This window comes from Duganella aquatilis, from assembly GCF_009674565.1.
Classification (GTDB): Bacteria; Pseudomonadota; Gammaproteobacteria; order Burkholderiales; family Burkholderiaceae_D; genus Rugamonas; species Rugamonas aquatilis.
Map to the genome: position 1 here is coordinate 51,154 of NZ_WKJL01000016.1, position 14,443 is coordinate 65,596.

17 protein-coding genes and 1 tRNA gene are annotated in these 14,443 nt (G+C 61.8%); 7 read left to right on the forward strand and 11 right to left on the reverse strand.

Annotated features, from left to right (window positions below; all coding sequences use genetic code 11):
- The first annotated feature begins 25 nt into the window (after positions 1–25).
- Entirely contained in the window at positions 26–580 is a 555-nt protein-coding gene (locus GJ698_RS20070) for a hypothetical protein (RefSeq protein WP_154359640.1), read from the forward strand.
- 182 nt (positions 581–762) lie between these two features.
- On the opposite strand, the gene GJ698_RS20075 is transcribed toward GJ698_RS20070, so the two are convergent.
- The 6 genes from GJ698_RS20075 to petA all read right to left on the reverse strand — a co-directional run bounded on the left by GJ698_RS20075 (position 763) and on the right by petA (position 4,980).
- A tRNA-Thr gene (locus GJ698_RS20075) sits at positions 763–838 on the reverse strand.
- 26 nt (positions 839–864) lie between these two features.
- Positions 865–1,350: a ClpXP protease specificity-enhancing factor gene (locus GJ698_RS20080; RefSeq protein ID WP_154359641.1), complete on the reverse strand. Its 486-nt coding sequence runs from the start codon at positions 1,348–1,350 to the stop codon at positions 865–867.
- Positions 1,351–1,439: 89 nt separating this feature from the next.
- The gene (locus GJ698_RS20085; RefSeq protein WP_072788101.1) at positions 1,440–2,051 is read right to left on the reverse strand and encodes a glutathione S-transferase N-terminal domain-containing protein; all 612 of its coding nucleotides are present in this window, start codon (positions 2,049–2,051) and stop codon (positions 1,440–1,442) included.
- Positions 2,052–2,166: 115 nt separating this feature from the next.
- Positions 2,167–2,931: a cytochrome c1 gene (locus tag GJ698_RS20090; RefSeq protein WP_154359642.1), complete on the reverse strand. Its 765-nt coding sequence runs from the start codon at positions 2,929–2,931 to the stop codon at positions 2,167–2,169.
- 26 nt (positions 2,932–2,957) lie between these two features.
- Positions 2,958–4,370 carry a cytochrome b gene (locus GJ698_RS20095; RefSeq protein ID WP_154359643.1) on the reverse strand — a complete coding sequence of 471 codons (1,413 nt, stop codon included), beginning with the start codon at positions 4,368–4,370 and terminating at the stop codon, positions 2,958–2,960.
- Position 4,371: 1 nt separating this feature from the next.
- Positions 4,372–4,980 (reverse strand): ubiquinol-cytochrome c reductase iron-sulfur subunit, encoded by a 609-nt coding sequence (gene petA, locus GJ698_RS20100; RefSeq protein ID WP_154359644.1) that lies wholly within the window; start codon positions 4,978–4,980, stop codon positions 4,372–4,374.
- Positions 4,981–5,323: 343 nt separating this feature from the next.
- Between petA and mscL the strand changes: the two genes are divergently transcribed.
- The 3 genes from mscL to GJ698_RS20115 are packed head-to-tail and all read left to right on the forward strand — an operon-like array spanning position 5,324 to position 7,662.
- Positions 5,324–5,761, forward strand: coding sequence for a large conductance mechanosensitive channel protein MscL (mscL, locus tag GJ698_RS20105; protein WP_154359645.1), 438 nt, complete (start codon positions 5,324–5,326; stop codon positions 5,759–5,761).
- A gap of 39 nt (positions 5,762–5,800) precedes the next feature.
- Positions 5,801–6,964 (forward strand): S1C family serine protease, encoded by a 1,164-nt coding sequence (locus GJ698_RS20110; RefSeq protein WP_154359646.1) that lies wholly within the window; start codon positions 5,801–5,803, stop codon positions 6,962–6,964.
- Between the two features lie 8 nt (positions 6,965–6,972).
- Positions 6,973–7,662 (forward strand): DUF2461 domain-containing protein, encoded by a 690-nt coding sequence (locus GJ698_RS20115; RefSeq protein WP_154359647.1) that lies wholly within the window; start codon positions 6,973–6,975, stop codon positions 7,660–7,662.
- 66 nt (positions 7,663–7,728) lie between these two features.
- Here GJ698_RS20115 and GJ698_RS20120 read toward each other — a convergent pair whose 3' ends face one another.
- From GJ698_RS20120 to GJ698_RS20140, 5 genes are all read right to left on the reverse strand, one after another.
- Positions 7,729–8,754, reverse strand: coding sequence for an NAD(P)H-dependent glycerol-3-phosphate dehydrogenase (locus GJ698_RS20120; RefSeq protein ID WP_154359648.1), 1,026 nt, complete (start codon positions 8,752–8,754; stop codon positions 7,729–7,731).
- 39 nt (positions 8,755–8,793) lie between these two features.
- Positions 8,794–9,237 carry an SH3 domain-containing protein gene (locus GJ698_RS20125; RefSeq protein WP_154359649.1) on the reverse strand — a complete coding sequence of 148 codons (444 nt, stop codon included), beginning with the start codon at positions 9,235–9,237 and terminating at the stop codon, positions 8,794–8,796.
- Between the two features lie 72 nt (positions 9,238–9,309).
- Positions 9,310–9,783 (reverse strand): protein-export chaperone SecB, encoded by a 474-nt coding sequence (gene secB / locus GJ698_RS20130; protein ID WP_154359650.1) that lies wholly within the window; start codon positions 9,781–9,783, stop codon positions 9,310–9,312.
- A 170-nt stretch (positions 9,784–9,953) separates the two neighbouring features.
- Complete coding sequence (gene grxC, locus GJ698_RS20135) at positions 9,954–10,214, reverse strand: glutaredoxin 3 (protein ID WP_154359651.1); 261 nt, start codon at positions 10,212–10,214, stop codon at positions 9,954–9,956.
- A 10-nt stretch (positions 10,215–10,224) separates the two neighbouring features.
- The gene (locus GJ698_RS20140) at positions 10,225–10,626 is read right to left on the reverse strand and encodes a rhodanese-like domain-containing protein (RefSeq protein ID WP_371865392.1); all 402 of its coding nucleotides are present in this window, start codon (positions 10,624–10,626) and stop codon (positions 10,225–10,227) included.
- Positions 10,627–10,726: 100 nt separating this feature from the next.
- Here GJ698_RS20140 and gpmA point away from each other — a divergent pair, with 100 nt between their 5' ends.
- From gpmA to GJ698_RS20155, 3 genes are read left to right on the forward strand one after another with little or no spacing between them, the layout of a single operon-like run.
- A complete protein-coding gene (gene gpmA, locus GJ698_RS20145) occupies positions 10,727–11,473 on the forward strand; it encodes a 2,3-diphosphoglycerate-dependent phosphoglycerate mutase (protein ID WP_154359652.1) in 747 nt (248 codons plus the stop codon).
- A gap of 40 nt (positions 11,474–11,513) precedes the next feature.
- Positions 11,514–12,938, forward strand: coding sequence for a murein hydrolase activator EnvC family protein (locus GJ698_RS20150; RefSeq protein ID WP_154359715.1), 1,425 nt, complete (start codon positions 11,514–11,516; stop codon positions 12,936–12,938).
- 15 nt (positions 12,939–12,953) lie between these two features.
- Complete coding sequence (locus GJ698_RS20155; RefSeq protein ID WP_154359653.1) at positions 12,954–14,426, forward strand: S41 family peptidase; 1,473 nt, start codon at positions 12,954–12,956, stop codon at positions 14,424–14,426.
- The last annotated feature ends 17 nt before the right edge of the window (positions 14,427–14,443 follow it).

Below are 14,443 nucleotides of genomic sequence, written 5' to 3' on the forward strand. Positions count from 1 at the left end.
CTCAATTATTTTTGTTTCGGGAACTATGAAATTGAATAGGCGGCGCAAGGTAGCCACTTCACTCGCTGCACTGATCCTTCTTTCTGGCTGTGGGAAGTCGTCTGAGAAAGAAGCGGCAGAACAGCGTGTCTTAGATGCAGACCCGACTGTGGTATCGGCCTGCACATTTGATGCTCTTTACCCAGTTCACATCTCGATGTTGGACGTAGAGGAAACCTCTGCCGTCTGTGAAAAGATGGCCAGGGCAATGGGTCACAACCCGTCCGTGAAGCAGCTCAGGCATCTCGCGCGGGCTGTAGGTCTTTTGAGCGTCCAGGGCCGCACCAAAGACGTTGTTGGTACCGCCTATCAATTCATGCGTGTCGTTGAAGTCAGGGGACAGTTGAAGAATGAGCAGGCGATGTACGCGACCATCGAACTAGTCTTCAAGATCGCGAATGGCACGGATGGCCGGGTCATGCCCAAGGATTTAAATGTGTTCTTGACCAGTCTCGGCAAAGGCGCGAAGACAATGAGCGACCAGGGTCTGATCAACAGCGCCTCAATGTTGTCCATCATGAAGCAGGACCAGGGCGGTTGACTCAACCGTGACTCAACCGGTGGTTGTTGGTATTGCGCCACGATTTATAAAGACGAGGCACAAAATTCGCACCGGTTTTCAAATCGGGTTACAAGGCGGTTACATAGCGCATGAGAAGGGCACGTCAAACAAAAAGGGTTACACGACGAATCATGTAACCCTTTGTTTTTATTGCTTCTTTCTGGTGCCGACTATCCGAATCGAACGGATCACCTGATGATTACAAATCAACTGCTCTACCAAATGAGCTAAGTCGGCGTAACTTTTACGCTGCGGATTATACGCTATTTAATACGCGTAAGGGTGGGGCGGCCGCCCTTTTTGGGCGGCTCGTTGTCGTCGTCCGGCGCGCCTGGGGCCTCGGTTTTGGCCTCGGATGCGGCGCTTGGCACGGCCGACAATACCGGCGTGGCCGGCACCTCTTCCACCGTTTCCGGCGCCGGCGCGGCGGCCTGGCCGACTTGCGGTTCGAACGCCATGCCCTGGCCGTTTTCGTTGGCGTAGATCGCCATCACGTTGTTGACCGGGATGTAGATTTCGCGCGAGACGCCGCCGAAGCGGGCGTGGAAACGGATGCTGTCGTTGTCCATCTTCAGGCCCGAGGTGGCGCCGAAGCTGATGTTGAGCACGATTTCGCCCTTCTTCACGTATTCCATCGGCACGGTGGTGCCGGCGTCGACTTTGACCGCGAGGTAGGGGGTGTAGCCGCTGTCCGTGCACCATTCGTAGATGGCGCGCAGCAGATAGGGCTTGGTTGAGATTTCAGACATGGGATTCCAGACTGCGGTAAAACACGGCGCGCCGCCAGCTGTCGCCGGCAAACGCGCCGCAGTACTTCAGACAAACGGCCTGCGGCCGATCAACGGCGCATGACCTTTTCCGACGGCGTCAGCGCTTCGATGTAGGCCGGGCGCGAGAAGATGCGCTCGGCGTATTTCATCAGCGGGGCGGCGGTCTTCGACAGTTCGATGCCGTAGTGATCCAGACGCCACAGCAGCGGCGCGACGGCCACGTCCAGCATCGAGAACTCGTCGCCCAGCATGTACTTGTTCTTCAGGAACAGCGGCGCCAGCGTGGTCAGGCGGTCGCGGATTTCCGCGCGCGCCTTGTCGTGGCTCTTGTCGTTGCCCTTGGCGCGTTCGCTTTCCAGCGTGTGCACGTGGACGAACAGTTCTTTTTCGAAGTTGAACAGCATCAGGCGCGCACGGGCGCGCATCAGCGGGTCGGCCGGCATCAGCTGCGGATGCGGGAAGCGCTCGTCGATGTACTCGTTGATGATGTTCGATTCGTACAGGATCAGTTCACGTTCGACCAGGATCGGCACCTGACCATACGGATTCATGGTCGAGATGTCTTCCGGCTTGTTGAACAAGTCGACATCGCGCACTTCAAAGTCCATGCCTTTTTCAAACAGGACCAGGCGGCAGCGTTGCGAAAATGGGCAGGTCGTACCCGAGTAGAGAACCATCATGTGTGTAGTTCCTTAGAAGAACAAAAGGGGGTGGGCCGCGAACGGATCACCCCGGATCGATCGCCCGCCAAACGCGGGCTTCGCAAAACAAGCGCCGGCCAGCCGGCGCTCTCGTCTATTTCACTTCTTTCCAGAACGACGCATTCAAGCGCCATGCCAGGAAGGCGAACACGGCCATAAACAGCACGACCGCAGCGCCCAGTTTCTTGCGGGTCTGCGCAGCAGGCTCCGCCATCCACTCCATGTAGCCGACCAGGTCGGCCACGGCGGTATCAAATTCCAACTTTTGCAGTTTACCCGGAGTGACCTGCTCAAATCCAGCAAACTCGTGAATCATTTTGCCGTGTTCGTGCGGATCGGGCACTTCCTTCATCACGACTTTCTGAATACCTTGCAATTCCCACAACACGTGCGGCATCGCCACATTGTTGACCACCAGGTTGTTCCAGCCGGTGGGGCGGGTATCGTCCTTGTAGAACGTCCGCAGGTAGGTGTACAGATAGTCGCTGCCGCTGCCGGCGCCAGACGCTTTCGCGCGCTGGATCACCGACAGGTCCGGCGGCACCACGCCGAACCAGGCTTTGGCGTCGGCCGGCTTCATGGTGGTGGTCATCATTTCGCCGACCTTGTCGCCGGTAAACAGCAAATTGGCCTTGATCTGCTCCTCGCTCAAGCCCAGGTCTTTCAGGCGGTTGTAGCGCATGGAGGACGCATTATGACAGTTCAGGCAGTAATTTACGAACAATTTGGCGCCGTTCTGCAGTGCCGCCAGGTTATTCGAGCGGTCCGGCGCCTTGTCGAGCGCCACGCCGCCTTCGTTGGCCAGGGCCAGGCCCGGCAATAATGCCAGGATGGCAATCAATCGTTTCGGGAAGTTCATGTGTTGTCCTTTATATACTTTAGCGCTCAGTGAGCGTGGAAGACCACGCGGTCCGGAACCTTCTTGAACGTGCCCATGGCGCTCCACCATGGCATGAACAGGAAGAAACTAAAGTACAGCAGGGTGCACACTTGCGAAACGATGGTGCGGCCGTCGGTCGGCGGCAGGGTGCCGAGGTAGCCCAGGGTCAGGAACGACAGGAAGAACACGGCGTACACATACTTGTGCCAGCTCGGGCGGTAGCGGATCGACTTGACAGGCGACTTGTCCAGCCACGGCAGGAAGGCCAGGATCACCACCGAGCCGCCGAAGAACACCACGCCCCAGAATTTCGCGTCCAGCACCTGCGGCAGCATGCCGACGATGGCCAGCAGCGCGATCACGGCGATGACGATCTTGGTGGCGCGCGCCAGGCGCGACTTGAGCCAGACGAACACCACGTAGGCGGCCACGAAGAACATCAGCACCCACATGAAGTCGGCGGTGGTGGCGCGCAGCACCGAGTAGAACGCGGTGAAGTACCAGGTCGGCGCGATGTGCAGCGGGGTCTTCAGCGAATCGCCCGGCAGGAAGTTGTTGTACTCCAGGAAGTAGCCGCCCATTTCCGGCGCGAAGAACACCACCGCGCTGAAGATCAGCAGGAACACCGAGACGCCGAACAGGTCGTGCACCGTGTAGTACGGGTGCGACGGGATGGAGTCGACCGGGTGGCCGTCGGCGCCCAGGTTTTCCTTGACTTCGATGCCGTCCGGATTGCTGGAACCGACTTCGTGCAGCGCGATCAGGTGCGCCGCCACCAAGCCCAGCAGCACCAGCGGGATGGCGATCACGTGGAAGGCGAAGAAGCGGTTCAGGGTGGCGTCGGACACCACGTAGTCGCCGCGTATCCACAGCGACAGGTCGGGGCCGATGAACGGGATGGCGCCGAACAGGTTGACGATCACCTGCGCGCCCCAGTACGACATCTGGCCCCATGGCAGCAGGTAGCCGAAGAAGGCCTCGGCCATCAGGCACAGGAAGATGGCGAAGCCGAACAGCCAGATCAGCTCACGGGGCTTGCGGTAGGAGCCGTACAGCAGGCCGCGCGTCATGTGCAGGTAGATGATGATGAAGAACGACGAGGCGCCGGTCGAGTGCATGTAACGCACCAGCCAGCCCCACGGCACTTCGCGCATGATGTACTCGACCGAGCCGAAGGCCAGGCCGGCGTCCGGCTTGTAGTGCATGGTCAGGAAGATGCCGGTGACGATCTGCAGCACCAGCACCAGCATCGCCAGCGAGCCGAAGATGTACCAGAAGTTGAAGTTTTTCGGGGCGTAGTACTTGCCCCACTGGTCGTTCCACAGCTTGGTCAGCGGGAAGCGGTCGTCGACCCAGCCCAGTGCTTTTTGTGCGGCCGGCGCGTCGGCCGGGAATTTGGTTTCTTTAAACGCCCCCATCTTATGCCTCGCCTTTCTCGTCTTTACCGATGACCAGCTTGGTGTCGCTCAAAAACATATAGCGCGGAACCTGCAGATTGTCCGGCGCCGGCTTGTTCTTAAATACACGGCCAGCCATGTCGAAAGTCGAGCCATGGCAAGGACAGAGGAAGCCACCTTCCCAGTCGTCCGGCAGCGACGGCTGCGGACCGGGGGTGAACTTGGACGAGGGCGAGCAGCCCAGGTGGGTACAGATGCCGACCGCGACCATGAGCTCGGGCTTGCGCGAGCGCCATTCGTTGCGGGCGTATTCAGGGGTGAATTCGTCGGGGTTGCGCTTGGACTCGGCGTCGGCGACTTTGCCGTCGGTCTTTTTCAGCGACGCCACCATTTCCGGCGTGCGCTTGATGATCCAGACCGGCTTGCCGCGCCATTCGACGGTTTTCATTTCGCCGGGATTGAGAGTGGAAATATCCACTTCGACCGGTGCGCCGGCGGCTTTCGCGCGCTCCGACGGCTGGAAGGTGCTTACCAATGCTCCGGCGGTGGCCAGACCTACTACCCCGCCTGCCGCGCCGGTCGCGACCAGCAATCCGCGACGGCCCGAATCGACCTGCTTTTCGTTACTCATACAAACCCCAATCAGTCAAAGTGCGAACAAAATCTTGAGAACTGTGTACAAACCTGAAGCTGAAAACTGGATAGCACGAAACCTCGCAACCTTACAGGAGAAGGTATGCGTGATGCAACTCTTTACACCAACGTTGCTCGGTTCCCAAGTTTGGCCAGGTTTACACCGTTCCCGGTGCGATGATAGGGGCTCGGGGTATGAGCGGAAATTGATGTAGGTCAATTTATATCGTAATTCGGCTTGCAAATGCGTAAACAGCAAGCGTGTTTGGAATCCAATTGAAAAAATAGTATGATCCAAGCGCAGTTTTGTTCACAATTGACCACACAGCGAGGATGTCAACATGTCAATGATGCAGGAATTTAAAGAATTCGCGATGAAGGGCAATGTGGTCGATCTGGCGGTCGGTGTGATCATCGGCGGCGCCTTCGGCAAGATTGTCGACTCGCTGGTGGCCGACATCATCATGCCGCCGATCGGCAAGCTGTTCGGCGGCCTGGACTTCGCCAACTACTACATCCCGCTGAACGGCCAGGCGGCCTCCCTGAGCTTGGCGGAAGCCAAGAAACTGGGCGCCGTGTTCGCCTACGGGAATTTTGCTACTATCCTGCTGAACTTTATCATCCTGGCGTTCGTGATCTTCCAGATGGTGCGCATCATGAACAAGGCGCGCAACCTGGGCATCAAGCGCGACGAGGCGGCTGCGGCGGCCGTACCGCCGCCGCCACCGCCGGAAGATATCGTGCTGCTGCGCGAAATTCGCGACTCCCTGAAAAAATAATAAAGGACTGCCGCCTCCCGGGCGGCAAGCTGGACTGCGATGCGACGACTCTGGTTATTGTTTGCGCAAACGGTGACCGTCGTATTGGCACTGTATTTCGTCTACACGGCGGTGGGCCGCGAGCGGCCGGCGCCGGTGCGCGTGCAGCAGATGGGCAATACCGACCATCCGGCCGCGATGCTGGAGGCCGGGCCGTCCAGGCCGCCGGCGTCGGCGGCCGGCTCGTACCGGGCGGCGGCGGCGCGCGCCATGCCGGCGGTGGTCAACATCATCACCAGCAAGGCGCCCAAGCGCGGCAAGCATCCGCTGCTGCGCGACCCCTTCTTCAAGAAATTCTTCGACAACCGCGAACGCGACGACGACGATGACGAGTCCAGCCTCGGCTCCGGCGTGATCGTTTCCGGCCAGGGCTACATCCTGACCAACAACCACGTGGTCGAGGGCGCCGACGAAATCGAGGTGGTGCTGGCCGACGGCCGCAGGGCCGCCGCCAAGCTGGTCGGCACCGATCCGGAGACCGACCTGGCCGTCGTCAAGATCACGCTGGACAAGCTGCCGGTGATCGTCCTGGGGCAGGCCGAGCAGGCGCAGGTGGGCGATGTGGTGCTGGCCATCGGCAATCCGTTCGGCGTCGGCCAGACGGTCACCATGGGCATCATCTCTGCGCTGGGACGCAACAACCTGCACATCAACCATTTCGAGAACTTCATCCAGACCGACGCCGCGATCAATTTTGGCAACTCGGGCGGCGCGCTGGTGGACGCCGGCGGCAACCTGCTGGGCATCAACTCGGCGATTTACTCGCAGACCGGCGGCTCGGTCGGCATCGGCTTTGCGATTCCCGTGTCGACCGCCAAGTCGGTGATGGAAGCCATTATCAAGTCCGGCCACGTGGTGCGCGGCTGGATCGGCGTCGAGAGCCAGGAAATCACGCCCGAGCTGGCGGCCAGCTTCGGCCTGCAGCGCCAGAGCGGCGCCATCATCGCCGGCGTGGTGCGCAACGGCCCGGCCGACAAGGGCGGCATCAAGCCGGGCGACATCCTGCTGTCGGTGGACGGCAAGCCGGTGGCCGACACCAACAGCATGCTCAACCTCATCGCCCAACTCGTTCCTGGCGGAAAAGCTAAAATGACGGTCCTGCGGAAAAACAAAGAAACCACGCTGGACATCACGGTCGGCAAGCGGCCGCCCAACGCCAAATAAGGAATGAAATGCATCTGCGTGACCTGACCCAATACCTGCGCGAACTGGCCGACAACAACAACCGTCCCTGGTTCATCATGAACAAGCCGCGCTACGACATCCTGCGCGAAGAATTCCTGCAAGTGGTGACCGACATGATTGCCGAGCTGGGCAAATTCGACCCGCAGGTCAAGTTCAGCAATCCGAAGAAGGCCATGTTCCGCATCAACCGCGACGTGCGCTTTGCGCATGACAAGAGCCCGTACAAGACGCGCTTTTCGGCCGCGGTGGCGCCGAACGACATGCGCCGTCCGAGCAAGGCCGGCGGGCCGACCTACTACATGCAGATCGACGGCAGCGGCAAGATGCTGTTCGGCGCCGGCGAATACATGCCGCCGCCGCACCGCCTGAAAGCGCTGCGCCAGCACATGGTCGACGACGCGGCCGGCTTCCGCAAGGTGTTGAGGAACAAGAAGCTGGTGGCGACGTTTGGCGACATCCAGAACGAAGGCAAGCTGATGCGGCCACCCAAGGATTTCGACCCGGAGCATGAGCACATCGAGTACATCAAGCTGAAGAGTTTCTTTATCTGGACCGAGATCGAGTTGCCGCTAAACAAGCCGGAGTTGCTGGTGCCGACCTTGGCCGCCGGGCTCAAGGACGCCTATCCGCTGGTGCAGTGGATGCGCGGGGCAAAAGAGGAACCGCTCGAAGAGTAACAATCCGGGGTCAGTTCTGCCATTGGTACTTGAGTCCGTGTGCGATTGGCAGAACTGACCCCGGTTTTATTCGCCGCGGGGATCGCGGGAGAGCAGGCGGGCGACCATGGTCTGGGGTTGGTCGCCATCGAACAGCACGCCCGCCACGGCATTGGTGATCGGCATTTCGACGCCGAGCTTGGCCGCCAGTTCGCGTACCGCCTTGGCGCACGGCACGCCTTCGGCCACGTGGCCCAGCTCCTGCACGATCACATCCAGCGCCTTGCCCTGCGCCAGGCCCAAGCCCACGCGGCGGTTGCGCGACAGATCGCCGGTGCAGGTCAGAATCAAATCGCCCATGCCGGTCAGGCCCATGAAGGTCTCATGCTTGCCGCCCAGCGCCACGCCCAAACGGGTGATTTCCGCCAGCCCGCGCGTGATCAGCGCCGCGCGCGCGTTCAGGCCCAGGCCCAGGCCGTCGGCCGCGCCGGTGGCGATGGCCAGCACGTTCTTGACCGCGCCGCCCACTTCCACGCCCACCAGGTCTTCGCTCGAATACACGCGCATATTGCCGCCGTGCGCGGTTTCCACCACGCAGGCGCGCAGCGCCGCCGACTCCGAGGCGATGGTCAGCGCGCACGGCAGGCCCTTGGCCACTTCCTGCGCAAACGACGGTCCCGACAGCGCGCCGCCGGCCACCGCGTCGCCCAGCACTTCGCGGACGATCTGGTGCGGCAGCAGGCCGGTGTCGTATTCAAAGCCCTTGCACAGCCACACCACGTTGGGGATCTGGCGGCCTTGCAGCGACTGCAGCAGCGGCCGCAAGCCGGCCACCGGACAGGCGGCGATCAGCAAACCGCCCGGCTCGGCCACATGGGCCAGCGCGGCGTCGAAACCGGCCGCCACCTGCAGCCGTTCCGGGAAGGTGTAGCCGGGCAGGTAGGGGTTCTCGCGGGCCGCGCCCATGGCTTGCAGCGCGGCGGCGTTGCGGCCCCACAGCAGCACGTCGTGACGCTGGGCCAGCGCCATGGCCACGGCGGTGCCCCAGGCGCCTGCGCCGAGCACGCTCACCTTGCGGGCAGCGCCCGCATGTTTGCTAGTGTTTTCTTGCATGGGATCTCATTCGGCGCATGGAAAGCGCCGCTACGGCAATTATATGCCCCAGACTTCGGATTGTTTGACGTAGCCGACCAGGCCGTCGCGATGACGCACCTTGATCCAGCCGCCAGCCGCCGTTTCCGACAGTTCCAGCAGCACGCCCTTGTCGGCGGTGAACACTGCAGCGGCGGCGTCATCCGGCGTGGCGCGGATTTTCAGGTTGGCCGTGCGCACGATGACGTTGCGCTTCGGACTCAGGCCCTTGGCCTCGGTCCAGGCCAGTTCGCCATTGACGTCACGGACTTTGAGCCATTCGCCGTACGCCAGCACCACTTCCAGCGGTGCGCCGCGCGGCACGACGAACAGCTTGCCCCCCTTGGTGGACGGCGCGTCGTACAGGATGACGGGCGCGGCGCCGACCGTTTTGAAGTCGTAGGCCTGGCTGCCGGCAGCGGCCAGCATCATGGTCAGCGCAGCGATCAAACGGGGAAATGTCATGGCTTGCCTTGAGAGGGTGAAACTCCGCCGGACGAGCGCCCGGCGGCGGTAGTGCTGAGTAATGCTTGCAGCTTAGTGGGTTGCGTCAGCGCTTGGGGCAGCAGCGGCTGCTTCGGCGATGGCTTGTTGACGCTGCTGGTAGAACACTTCGAAGTTGATCTCAGCCAGGTGCACTGGTGGGAAACCGGCGCGGGTGATGGTGTCGGCGATGTTGGCGCGCAGGTATGGGTACACGATGTTCGGGCAACCGATGCCCAGCAGCGGGTCCAGCTGGTCGGCTGGAATGTTGCGTGCTTCGAAGATACCAGCTTGCTTGCCTTCCACCAGGAACGCCACTTTGTCTTTGACTTTGGCGGTCACGGTGATGGTCACGGTCGATTCGAAGATGCCGTCAGCCAGTGGCTCGGCGCCAACGTCCAGCGCGACTTCGATGGTCGGGGCTTCCTGTTCCAGGAAGATGCCTGGCGAATTCGGTTGTTCCAGCGACAGGTCTTTCAGGTAGACGCGTTGGATTTGGAATACTGGTTGCAGATTTTCTTCAGACATGGAACGCTTTCGTTGTAGTGAAAACGAGCGGCTTCATTCACGCAAGCCGCTCTGGATGATGTTTGCTTGCTATGGCTAAACACAGCTCAAATCAAACGCGAAGGCAATTGTATCAAAACCATTATGGTTTCAAAGGATTTCCGGGCGCCGTTTGTCGTATTTGGGGTCTGTTAGCCATTTAACAAGGGTGACAAGCCGCCAGCTTGATCCAGCGCATACAAATCGTCGAAACCGCCGACATGGGTGTCGCCGATATAGATTTGCGGCACGGTGCGGCGGCCGGTCTTTTGCATCATCGTCATGCGTTGTTCCGGGTCCAGGTCGACGCGGATTTTTTTCAGGCCGGTCACGCCCTTGGCTTCCAGCAGCCGTTCGGCGCGGGTGCAGTAGGGGCAGACGGCGGTGGTGTACATAATCACTTCGGCAGTCATTTTGACCTCCTTATTTGGCCAGTGGCAGGCCGGCTTTTTGCCATGCAGCAATGCCACCATCCAGGTTCACGACATCGGCAAAGCCAGCTTTGCCCAGTTTAGCAGCGGCGGCCGAAGCACGGGCGCCACTCTTGCAGACGACGATCACGCTGCGGCTCTTGAACTTGTCCAGTTCGCCGATGCGCTTGTCGAGGTCGGCCAGGGGGATATTCTTGGCGTCCGGCAAGTGTCCTTCGGCGAATTCCTTGGGATCGCGTACATCCAGAATGGTGGTCTTGCCGCGATTTATCAACATCGTCACGTCTTGCGGGGTGCTGCGCTTGCCGCGCTGGGTCACGGCCGGCCACAGCAGGCCGCCAGCCGAAACCAGCACCACGGCGATGAGGAAAATATTGTCAATGAAGAATTTCACAGGATTCCAATGGTTGAACTTAATCTGCGCATTATAAAATAGAAGCCGTTACAGTACTCATTGCACCGGTTTTCCAACTTTTCCTGAAAAGATAGTCCACATGTACAAAATCGTTTTCATGCGCCATGGCGAATCCACCTGGAACCTGTCGAACCGCTTCACCGGCTGGACCGACGTCGACCTGACCGAGAAAGGCATCAATGAAGCCAAGCAGGCCGGCAAGCTGCTGAAGGACGGCGGCTTCACCTTCGACCTGGCCTACACCTCGGTGCTGAAGCGCGCCGTGCGCACGCTGTGGCTGGCGCTGGACGAAATGGACATGATGTACCTGCCGATCAAGAACGACTGGCGCCTCAACGAGCGTCACTACGGCGCCCTGCAGGGCCTGGACAAGGGCGAGACCGCCGCCAAGTACGGCGACGAGCAGGTGCTGGTCTGGCGCCGCAGCTACGACACGCCGCCGCCGGCGCTGGAAGCCACCGACGACCGCGCCTCGTTCAACGACCCGCGCTACGCCGGCCTGTCGAAGGCGCAGATCCCGCTGACCGAATGCCTGAAGGACACCGTGGCGCGCGTGGTGCCGGTGTGGGACGAGGAAATCGCCCCGGCCATCAAGGCCGGCAAGAATATCATCATCTCGGCCCACGGCAACAGTCTGCGCGCGCTGATCAAGATGCTCGACGGCATCAGCGACAGCGACATCGTCGGCCTCAACATCCCGAACGGCACGCCGCTGGTCTACGAGCTGGACGAGAACCTGAAACCGCTGCGTCACTACTACCTGGGTGACGCCGACGCCATTGCCGCTGCGCAAGCCGCCGTGGCCAACCAGGGTAAGGCCAAGTAATTTGTCTTCTTCGTTCCGCCACACCGCAGCCCTGCTGCTGATGCTGTCGCTCGGGGCCAACGCGGCCCCGTTCGGCAAGACGACCGAGCGCAGCAAGCAGAAAGCGGTGGCCGAGGCCGAACGCGCCGGCTTGCAGCAAAAGCTGTCCACGCTCAAGAAGGACATCAGCAAGACCGAAAGCGCCAAGGACGACGCCGCCGACACGCTGGCCGAGTCCGAGGCGGCGATTTCGGACGCCAACCGCGCGCTGCGCGACCTGCAGCAGGAGCAGGGCGACACCAACGTCAAGCTGCAGCAGCTGTCGTCCGAGCACGAGCGGCTGGCGGCCACCGTGGCCCAGCAGAAGCAGCAGCTGGCCAAGCTGCTGCGCGAGCAGTACGTGGCGGGCAATGAAGACCGCATCAAGCTCTTGTTGTCCGGCGACAATCCCAACCGCATCAACCGCGACCTGCAAATGCTGTCCTATGTGTCGCAGGCGCAGGCGCGGCTGCTGGAAGCGTTGCGCACCAACCTGAAGGCCGTCGAGGTCAACCAGGAAGAGGCACAGAACGCCAAGGACGAGCTGGAAGAAATCGCCCAGGAACAATTGCAGCAAAAAGCCAGGCTGGAGCAGGAAAAAGGCCGCCGCGCGGCCCTGCTGTCCACCTTGTCGAAAAAACTGGTGTCGCAGCGCAAGGAAGCCGGCAACCTGGAACGCGACGAGCAGCGCATGACCAGCCTGGTGGACAAGCTGAGCAAGCTGATCGCCGAGCAGGCCGCCGCTGCCGCCGCCGAGAAGAAACGCCAGGAGCAGGTGGCGGCCGCCAAAGCCGCCGCCAAGGCCAAGGCGGACGCCGACGCCCGCGCGCTGGCCAAGGCCAGGGCTGCCGAGGCCGAACGCCAGCGCCTCGCCAAGGCCAACACCACCAAGTCCGGCGCCATCAAGCCGGCCGCGCCGAATCCGGCGGACGCCATCGACGCCGACGAGCCGCCGAAAGTGGCGGCCGTCAAGCCGGCCCCGGCGCCGGAACCGGTGAACGACACGCCGGCCAAGCCGGCCGACATCGCGCTGGCGCCGGTCGCGCCGGCCGGCGCCTTTGCCAGCCTCAAGGGGCAACTGAAAGCGCCGGTGGCCGGCAAGATCACCTCCAAGTTCGGTTCGCGCCGCGGCGACGGTCCGACCTGGAAAGGCGTGTTCATCCGCGCCAGCGAAGGCGCCGAGGTGCATGCGGTGGCCACCGGCCGGGTGGTGATCGCCGAATGGATGCGCGGCTTCGGCAACCTGATCATCATCGACCACGGCGGCCAGTACCTGAGCCTGTACGCCAATAACGAAGCGCTGCTGAAACGCCCGGGCGACGTGGTCAAGCCCGGCGAGGTGATTGCCAGTGTCGGGAATACCGGCAGCAGCGAGGAATCGGGGCTATACTTCGAACTTCGCCACCAGGGCGCGACATTCGATCCGGCCGGCTGGGTCAAGTTTTAAGGTTTGCGGAAAATTATGGGCAACAAAGTCAAGAGCATCGGCCTGATCGGCCTCGGTATGGTGGCTGGTGTTGCCGCCTCCTTCCAGTTTTCCGCCATTGCGCAAAAAGCCGCCGGCACGCCGCTGCCGCTGGAAGAGCTGCGCCAGCTGTCCGATGTGTTCGGCCTGATCAAGACCGACTACGTCGAAACCGTCGACGACAAGAAGCTGCTGACGGAAGCCATTTCCGGCATGGTGTCGTCGCTCGATCCGCATTCGGTCTACCTGGATAAAAAAGCCTTCCGCGAAATGCGCGAGACCGTGGCCGGCAAATTCGTCGGCATCGGCGTCGAAGTGGGCCTGGAGGACGGCTATATCCGCGTCGTCTCGCCGATCGAGGACACGCCGGCGTTCAAGGCCGGCATCAAGGCCGGCGACCTGATCACCCGCATCGACGGCACCCTGATCAAGGGCATGTCGCTGGACGAATCGGTGAAGAAGATGCGCGGCGAGCCGCATTCCAAGGTCAGCGTCACCATCAGCCGCAAGGACGAGGACAAGCCGCTGATCTTCAACGTCACGCGCGAGGAAATCCGCGTGCAGAGCGTCAAGGCCAAGATCATCGAGCCGGGCTATGCGTGGGTGCGCATCTCGCAGTTCCAGGAACCGACCGTCGACGACATGGCGAAGAAGATCACCGCCCTGTACCAGCAGGACCCGCACATCAAGGGCCTGGTGCTGGACCTGCGCAACGATCCGGGCGGCGTGGTGCCGGGCGCCATCGGCGTCTCGGCCGCCTTCCTGCCCAAGGACTCGGTGATCGTCTCGACCAACGGCCAGCTGCTGAGTTCCAAGGAAACCTTCTACGGCCGCCAGGAATTCTACGCGCCGCGCGCCAAGAACGACCCGCTGGCCAAGCTGCCGGCCGGCCTGAAGGACGTGCCGATGGTGGTGCTGGTGAACGCCGGTTCCGCCTCGGCCTCGGAAATCGTCGCCGGCGCGCTGCAGGACTACAAGCGCGCCACCATCATCGGCACCCAGACCTTCGGCAAGGGCTCGGTGCAGACGCTGCGCCAGCTGACCGCCGATACCGCCGTCAAGCTGACCACCGCCCGCTACTACACGCCGAAGAACCGCGCCATCCAGGCGCGCGGCATCACGCCGGACCTGCTGGTCGACGAAAGCGCCGACGGCGATGGCCTGAACCGCCTGCGCATCCGCGAAGCCGACCTGCAGAAACACCTCGGCAACGACAAGAATCCGGAAGAGACCAACAAGCGCGACGTGCTGGAAGACGAACAACGCCTGGCCGCGCTGGCGAAGAAAACCAAGCCGGTGGAATTCGGCTCCAAGGACGACTTCCAGCTGGCGCAGGCGCTCAACCACTTCAAGGGCCTGCCGGTCCAGCTGTCGAAGGCGGACGCCAAGCCGGTCAGCGACGTCGGCGAAACCCAGTCGGATTCCCAGCCCAAGGAACAGCCGCTGCCGAAGGCGCCCGTCACCAAGTAACCGCTGGCGCCCATGCC